The 7,297-nt window shown below is 61.8% G+C and carries 8 protein-coding genes; 4 read left to right on the top strand and 4 right to left on the bottom strand.

All coding sequences use genetic code 11. The features are described from left to right. Nucleotides 1-213: 213 nt before the first annotated feature. The gene (gene phbB, locus Q0072_RS01410; RefSeq protein WP_298324677.1) at nt 214-939 is read right to left on the bottom strand and encodes an acetoacetyl-CoA reductase; all 726 of its coding nucleotides are present in this window, start codon (nt 937-939) and stop codon (nt 214-216) included. Nucleotides 940-1,098: 159 nt separating this feature from the next. Further along, nucleotides 1,099-2,292 (bottom strand): acetyl-CoA C-acetyltransferase, encoded by a 1,194-nt coding sequence (locus tag Q0072_RS01405; RefSeq protein WP_298324680.1) that lies wholly within the window; start codon nt 2,290-2,292, stop codon nt 1,099-1,101. 423 nt (nt 2,293-2,715) lie between these two features. On the opposite strand from Q0072_RS01405, the gene phaR reads away from it, so the two are divergent. Together phaR and Q0072_RS01395 are read left to right on the top strand one after the other, a co-directional pair. Continuing rightward, nucleotides 2,716-3,348, top strand: a complete 633-nt coding sequence (gene phaR / locus Q0072_RS01400; RefSeq protein ID WP_298324674.1) for a polyhydroxyalkanoate synthesis repressor PhaR — start codon at nt 2,716-2,718, stop codon at nt 3,346-3,348. A 72-nt stretch (nt 3,349-3,420) separates the two neighbouring features. Continuing rightward, nucleotides 3,421-3,675 (top strand): hypothetical protein, encoded by a 255-nt coding sequence (locus tag Q0072_RS01395; RefSeq protein WP_298324671.1) that lies wholly within the window; start codon nt 3,421-3,423, stop codon nt 3,673-3,675. Nucleotides 3,676-3,831: 156 nt separating this feature from the next. On the opposite strand, the gene Q0072_RS01390 is transcribed toward Q0072_RS01395, so the two are convergent. Then, nucleotides 3,832-4,287: a hypothetical protein gene (locus Q0072_RS01390; RefSeq protein WP_013478355.1), complete on the bottom strand. Its 456-nt coding sequence runs from the start codon at nt 4,285-4,287 to the stop codon at nt 3,832-3,834. A gap of 92 nt (nt 4,288-4,379) precedes the next feature. Continuing rightward, entirely contained in the window at nt 4,380-5,111 is a 732-nt protein-coding gene (locus Q0072_RS01385) for a glycosyltransferase family 2 protein (RefSeq protein WP_298324663.1), read from the bottom strand. Nucleotides 5,112-5,298: 187 nt separating this feature from the next. Here Q0072_RS01385 and Q0072_RS01380 point away from each other — a divergent pair, with 187 nt between their 5' ends. Beyond that, nucleotides 5,299-6,987 carry a glycosyltransferase family 39 protein gene (locus tag Q0072_RS01380; RefSeq protein ID WP_298324661.1) on the top strand — a complete coding sequence of 563 codons (1,689 nt, stop codon included), beginning with the start codon at nt 5,299-5,301 and terminating at the stop codon, nt 6,985-6,987. A gap of 59 nt (nt 6,988-7,046) precedes the next feature. Further along, nucleotides 7,047-7,297: hypothetical protein (locus Q0072_RS01375; protein ID WP_298324658.1), on the top strand; the 251-nt coding region annotated here is incomplete at its 3' end.

The raw sequence follows: 7,297 nt of genomic DNA, 5'->3' as shown, positions 1-7,297 counted from the left end.
GTTTCCCCAAGCAATGCGGTTCGATCTTCGCCCATTGGGCATCGGTTAGAATATTGCGGTCCATGAACAGTATGAATCACAATTCGATTCATCTGTGAATCCCCACAAACCCTAGAGCGTGTCTCGTTCAGATTGAATCGAAACGACGCTCTAAATTTTTGGTTTAACGCGCTTTTGTATCCGAAAAGTGCCTTACACTTTTCGGAAAGCGCTTTAGCTGGCCATATGCTGACCGCCATTGACGGCGATGGTGGCGCCGGTGATGAAGCTGCCCATGTCCGACGCCAGGAAGGCGACGATTTCGGCGACTTCTTCCGGCGTGCCCAGACGCCCGACGGGGATGCCGGAGACGATCTTGTCCAGCACCGCCGGGGCGATGGCCGAGACCATTTCGGTCGAGGTGTACCCGGGGGCGACGCAGTTGACCGTGATGCCCTTGGCCGCCGATTCGAGCGCCAGCGCCTTGGTGAAGCCGATCACGCCCGCCTTGGCCGTCGAATAGTTGGCCTGACCGGCCTGACCCTTCTGACCATTGATCGACGAGATGTTGATGATGCGGCCATAGCCGCGCTCACGCATGCCTTCGATGACCGGGCGGGTCATGTTGAACATCGAATCGAGATTGGTGTGGATGACTTCCTGCCATTGCTGCTGGCTCATCTTGTGGAAGAAGCCGTCGCGGGTGATGCCCGCATTATTGACCAGCACTTCGACCGGGCCCAAAGCGGCCTCAACCTCGGCCACGGCGCGCTGACAGTCGGCGAAATCGGCCACCGAGCCCTTGACGACGAAGACGCCCAGTTCTTCGGCGACGCGGTTGGCGTTTTCTTCATTCCCGGCGTAGCCCGCGGCCACCTTGAAGCCCGCGTCCTTGAGGCGCTTGGCAATCGCCTTGCCGATGCCGCGCGTCCCGCCCGTAACCAATGCAACTCTGCTCATATTTTTTATCCTGTAGGTTTAAAATCCGGGCCCTTTTCTCCTCCCCACCCTGTGGGGAGGCGGACCGCGAAGCGGTGGAGGGGTACGGCTCTGACGGTTGTACCCCTCCGTCTGCTCATTTCATTCGCATCCACCTCCCCACGCGGTGGGGAGGAGAGATTAAGCGACGGTCTCGACGGTCAGGGCCACACCCATCCCCCCGCCGATACAGAGGGTGGCAAGGCCTTTCAGCGGCTTGCCCGCCTCGGCGGCGCGGCGGTTCAGTTCAAAGATCAGCGTGGTCAGGATGCGCGCGCCCGATGCGCCGATCGGGTGGCCGATGGCGATGGCGCCGCCATTGACATTGACCTTCGACGTGTCGAGGCCCAGCTCCTTGACGACACACAGGGCCTGAGCGGCAAAGGCTTCGTTCGATTCGACGAGGTCGAGATCGGCGACGCTCCAGCCCGCCTTTTCCAGTGCCTTTTTCGAGGCCGGGATCGGGCCCGTGCCCATGATGGCCGGATCGACGCCCGCCGTGGCCCACGATTTGATACGCGCCAGCGGCTTCAGGCCGCGCGCCGCCGCTTCGTCGTCCGACATCAGGATCAGCGCCGCCGCCCCGTCATTGAGGCCCGAGGCATTGGCCGCCGTCACCGTGCCGTCCTTCAGGAAGGCGGGCTTGAGGCCGGCCACGCTGTCGAGCGTTGCGCCGTGGCGGATAAATTCGTCCTTATCGACGACCGTGTCGCCCTTGCGCCCCTTGATGGTCACCGGGGCGATTTCGGCGTCGAACTTACCGGCCTTCTGAGCGGCTTCGGCCTTGTTCTGCGAAGCGACGGCAAACTCGTCCTGCGCCAGACGGGTGACCTCCCATTTGGCAGCGATGTTTTCGGCCGTCTGACCCATATGATAGTTGTTGAAGGCGTCCCACAGGCCGTCCTTGATCATGGTATCAGTGAACGCAATGTCACCGAACTTCTGGCCATTGCGCAGGAAGGCCGCGTGATTGGCCTGCGACATGCTTTCCTGACCGCCCGCGATGACCACCCTGGCGTCACCCAGCGCGATCTGTTGCGCGGCCAGCGCCACCGCGCGCAGGCCCGAACCACAGATCTGGTTGATACCCCAGGCCGGGGTGGTGTTGGGCAGGCCGCCCTTGATCGCCGCCTGACGGGCCGGTCCCTGCCCCTGCGCGGCGGTCAGCACCTGACCCAGAATCACTTCGTCGATCTCTTCTGCCTTGAGGCCAGAGCGTTCCAGTACGGCCTTGATCACGTGGGCCCCCAGTTCCGCCCCCGACAAAGAAGCCAAACCACCCAGAAACGAACCGACCGGTGTGCGGGCCGCAGCCACGATCACCACGTCAGACACAGAGCTTACCGACATGAAAATTCCCTTTTGAAAATAACCGGACGTTTCCCTTGCAACCGCTCATTTGCGCGCGTATCCGGCGAGTTGACGGTTCGGACCCTGCCCCAAAGGCGTGACGGTGTCACGACACAAAATATGTGTAAAAGTCTCCAAACACGTGATTTTGAGCGCAAATTTTTCGCATGTGCACAACCATCACGCCGGATTTACCGCATTTTGCACACGCACACGCGCTTTATCGCCGCACACCCCTTGAACAACTGAGGGAATAGCCATTTAGTAAGCACAGTTCTTCCGCATAAGCACAAAAAGCCGCGGAAAACCTCTTCGCCTTTCGCATCTGCGCGACGGATCATGTTGCGCAATATGAACCGCGAAGATGGCATCACACTGGACCCGTACAGGGGGAGTCAGGATCAAGGCATGACTGAGACCAAAACGAAGACCAAACGCGGCGATCAGGAACGTGTGGTCATCAAGAAATACGCCAACCGCCGTCTGTATAATACCGCCACCAGCTCCTACGTGACGCTGGACAACCTGTCGGACATGGTGCGTCAGAATATCGACTTCATCGTCTATGACGCGAAGACCGGCGACGACATCACGCGCGGCGTGCTGGCGCAGATCATCTTTGAAGAAGAGAGCCGCGGTCAGAACCTGCTGCCGATTCAGTTCCTGCGTCAGCTGATCTCCTTCTATGGCGACTCGATGCAGAACCTTCTGCCGACCTATCTGGAAATGTCGCTCGACGGCTTCGCCAAGCAGCAGGAGCGCTTCCGTTCGCAATTCTCTCAGGCCTTTGGCGGCGCGCCGGGGCTGGGCTATTTCGACGAGCAGGTGGCGCAGAACCTGGCCATGTTTGATCGCGCCATGCGCATGTTCTCGCCCTTCTCGTTTGCCGCCCCCGGCGCGACCCCCAGCGCGGGCGCAGCCGAACCGGCGGCCCCGGCTGCGGCCCCCGCGCCTGCGGCCGACAGCGATCAGGTCAATGAACTGCGTCAGCAGATCGAGGCTATGAAGGCGCAGATCGACCAGCTGGCGACGCGCAAATAGACTCTGTTTTAAGACTATGGGTGTAGAGTGGGCGGAAATTTCGGTTTCCGCCCTTTTTCTTTTGCCGACAGAATGACGAAAAAGCCCAACCTGCCTGTGCCTGCCGGTCCCGCTGTGGAACATGAGCCCTCGTCCACGCGGCGGGTCAACAAGGCCTATGAGAATGTGGACTATGCGGCGCAGGTGCTGGGCGGTGGCGAAAAGCGCGGCATACGCGGCGGGCCGGAAACGCTGGGGCGGGCAAAAAAGACCTATCTGTCGTCCGAATATTCCGGGCCGAACGACCGCCGCCCGGCACCGGGCCGCATCAAGCGCGAGAAAATATAGGGTTAATAGAGCTTAACCGCACGGCACGGCTTTTGCAGCGCGTCCCGCATCTGATGCGGAGCGTCCCATGCCTACCTTGATGCCGATCCTGACCAAGACCTTCGACGTGCTGCTGGTCGCCACCATCTTCACGCTGTTTACCTGAGCCGCCCCGGCTCAGCCAAATTCCAGATCGCGGCGGGCGGTGATAATGGTCACGATAAAGCCGGCCAGCACATCGAGCAGCGTCATGGTGGTGAGCAGGAAGAAGGTCGAAGTGCCAAACGGGCGCAGCAGCAGAAACTCGACCAGACAGATAATGAACAGCACCATCGACAGCGAGTGATTGACGATGGCCACGCTGTCCGAACGGGTCGATTTCAGAAGCTCGAAAAACAGCATGATCAGGCCGATAAACACCACCACATCACCGGTGGAGATCAGCCACTTCGTCCCGGCCGACGGCATGGGCACGCTGAACAGCACGTGGCTCAGGCCATTATAGGCGGAATTGGCGTCGCTGCCGAACATGTGGAACAGGGCGACGATATTATACACCGCAACCGGAATGGCCAGCATCGGGAAGGCCGTCAAAAGCCCCCCCTCATCCTTCTTGGCCGGTGCATTCGCCATGTGCTTCCCCGTTTGCGAGATGACTGCTGTACCTACTACCGCGTTTCGCTGTTCCTGACTAGCCATCCCGTTAACCCCGTTTTCAGAGAGGTTTAAACCTCCGTCGTGCGTCCCGGCAGGCGGCGGCGGCTGTTCAGCCACATGACGCCCGGCAGGTCGGTCAGCGCGTTTTTCAGGCGACCCCAATTGGTATATTTGGAGCTGCCCGTCGTGCGCAGCCGGTCATCGACCGGTTCAAAAAGCGTAACATAGCCTTCGCGGTTGACCAAGGCCGGGATGTAGCGGTGCATATTGTCGAAATAGGGCAGACGCAGAAACAGGTCGCGGCGGATGGCCTTGATGCCACAGCCGGTGTCGTTTGAGCCGTCTTTCAGCAGGCTCTTGCGGATGCCGTTGGCCCAGCGCGAGGCCCATTTCTTTGAGGCCGTGTCCTGACGACGGCGGCGCTCACCGGCGACCATGCCCACGCTGGCATCGGCGGCCATCAGCATCTGCGCCACCTTCAGCACGTCCGAAGCCGGGTTCTGACCATCGCCGTCCATCATGGCCACGATGTCACCGCGCGCATAAAGGACGCCCGTGAATACGCCGCCCGACTTACCCACATTGTTTTCATGGCGGATGACGCGCAGTTCCGGCACCGAGGCTTTCAGGCCATTCAGCACTTCCGGCGTCTGGTCCGTCGATTTGTCATCCACAAACACCAGCTCGTAATGGCCCGCCCCAAGGCCCGCGTCGAAGACGCTTTTCAGCTCCTGCACCACCTGCGGGGTGGCCCCTTCTTCGTTGTGGACGGCGACGACAACGGACACGGATACAGGCATTAGGTCACGGGCTCTTTGCGGGAAAGGGAGGTGTGGTCAGCACGACCAGCGGTAATATGAGTCTGGCGTCTTATCAGGTTTGCGGTTAAGCGTAAACCGAACACCCCCTCATCAGGAGTCCGGTGCCCCGCCGCACCCGGATTTCGCGCCTGTGAGCCCGCTTTGCCCCTGTGAGCCTGCTTTGCCTATGTCCAGCAAGACCTTCTCTCCCCTGAGCCCTGATCTGCGCGGCCCGCTGCTGGCGGCGATCATCGCCTTTCTGGTCGGCCTGCCCTGCGCCCTGCTGATCCCGCCGCTGGACCGCGACGAATCGCGCTTCGCTCAGGCCTCCAGCCAGATGCTGGAATCGAAGGACTTCATCAATATCAGCTATCAGGACCGCCCGCGGCACAAAAAGCCGGTCGGCATCCACTGGCTTCAGGCGGCCTCGACCGCGCTGACCTCTGACGTGGCGGCGCGCGACATCCTCTCCTACCGCTGGCCCTCGCTGTTTGGCGCGGCTCTGGCGGCCTTTGCCATGAGCTGGGGCGCGGGCTTCCTGTTTGACCGGCGGCAGGGTCTGATCGCCGGGGTGCTTTTCGGCGTCTCCTTCCTTTTGTCCAGCGAAGCCTTTATCGCCAAGACCGATGCGGTGCTGTGCGGCCTGACCACCCTGTTCCTGATGGCACTGGCGCGCATCTACGTCACCTATCGTCAGCGCACGGACCTCAGCGAAAAGCCCAGGCTGACGAAATACAAACTGATCTTCTGGCTGGCCTTCGGCGGCTCGGTGCTGATCAAGGGACCGATCGGGCCGATGATGTTCGCCGCCACGGCGCTGGCGCTGCTGGGCTGGGATGTGAAGGCGAAGGTGCCCGGTGCCGCCGACTGGCTGAAACAACTCGGCTGGACGTGGGGGCTGCTGATCACCGCCCTGATCGTCGGGCCGTGGGCCATCGCCATCACCATCGCCACGGACGGCGCCTTCTGGGGCACAGCCATCGGCGACGACTTTGCGCCCAAGCTGGTGTCGGGGTCGGAAGGCCATTTCGCCTGGCCGGGCTATCATACACTGGCCCTGCCGCTGCTGTTCTTCCCCTTAAGCTTTCTGTTGGGCGGCGCGCTGCAAACGGCGCTTTCGCGCTATGCGGAGCCCGCCGTGCGCTTTGCCATCTGCTGGTTCGTGCCGGGCTTCCTGATCTTTGAAGCCTCGCCCACCAAGCTGGTCCACTATCCGCTGCCGACCTATGGCGGTCTGGTGCTGCTGGCGGTGCTGGGCCTGTCGATCCCGCTCAAGACCTGGGCCAAGGTGATGAACACCGGGCTGGGCCTGTTCGGCGGCTTCCTGATCACGGCCATTGCCGCCTATGGCCTGTCGGAGTTTGGCCATGCCGGCGTCGCGGTGCTGGTCACCATCGTGGCCGCTGCGGCGCTGCTGATCGGCGGTCTGGCGGCGCTGTTCCTGTGGCGTCAGCATATGAACACGGCGCTGGCCTGCCTGATCGGCGCGGGCGTGGTGGCGCACCTCGGCTTTGTCGCCACCCTTTCGGAGCTTAAGCCCCTGTGGATGTCGCGCAATCTCGAAGCGGCGCTGGTCGAAACGGGCCTTGATCCACGCAAGGGCCTGCAACCGGGCCCGGTGGCGACGCTCGGCTATGCCGAACCGTCCTTCGTCTTCGCCATGGGCACCGAAACCGAGCTGGCCGACACGCCGGAACAGGCCGCCGCCGCCCTGCTGCAAGGGCGTCCGGTGTGCGTCGAAGGCCGCCACGACGCCGAATTCCGCAAGGCCGTCAGCGCCGCCGGTCTGAGGCCGCGCGCCGTCAAAAGCATTGAGGGCTACAACTACTCGAACGGCGACAAGGTGAAGATCACGCTGTATCAGTTGCAGAAGTAAGCGAAGGGTCGCGCCAGCTCATTACGTATCACCTCTGACATAAAGACAGAGGAGGCGTCATGAGCCCGGATACACGAGCCGCCATCGCGTTCAACCGTTTCGGATTGGGTATCACGCCAAGGGGCCTCGGTGCGGCCTCCGGTGATGCGCGCGAGGCGTTGCTGGCGGAGCTGAAATCCCCCCCGGCCCTAAGTATGAGCCTCAGCGACGTGCAGCGCGATCTGGGCTTTTCCAGCGCCCTGCCGCCGACGCCGGAACTGCTCACCCAATTGGCCGCCTATAACCGCGCCCGCAAAGAGCGACGCGAGCT

Source organism: Asticcacaulis sp. (assembly GCF_027484505.1).
Lineage (GTDB): Bacteria > Pseudomonadota > Alphaproteobacteria > Caulobacterales > Caulobacteraceae > Asticcacaulis.
The sequence above is the reverse complement of the archived record's forward strand: the minus strand, read 5'-3'. Positions and strand labels throughout refer to the sequence as shown.

What these genes read in the sequence shown, in the direction of transcription:
- Q0072_RS01385 (WP_298324663.1), bottom strand. Translation starts at nt 5,111, where the DNA reads ATGCCTGTATCCGTGTCCGTTGTCGTCGCCGTCCACAACGAAGAAGGG.
- phbB (WP_298324677.1), bottom strand. Translation starts at nt 939, where the DNA reads ATGAGCAGAGTTGCATTGGTTACGGGCGGGACGCGCGGCATCGGCAAG.
- Q0072_RS01390 (WP_013478355.1), bottom strand. Translation starts at nt 4,287, where the DNA reads ATGGCGAATGCACCGGCCAAGAAGGATGAGGGGGGGCTTTTGACGGCC.
- Q0072_RS01380 (WP_298324661.1), top strand. Translation starts at nt 5,299, where the DNA reads ATGTCCAGCAAGACCTTCTCTCCCCTGAGCCCTGATCTGCGCGGCCCG.
- phaR (WP_298324674.1), top strand. Translation starts at nt 2,716, where the DNA reads ATGACTGAGACCAAAACGAAGACCAAACGCGGCGATCAGGAACGTGTG.
- Q0072_RS01395 (WP_298324671.1), top strand. Translation starts at nt 3,421, where the DNA reads ATGACGAAAAAGCCCAACCTGCCTGTGCCTGCCGGTCCCGCTGTGGAA.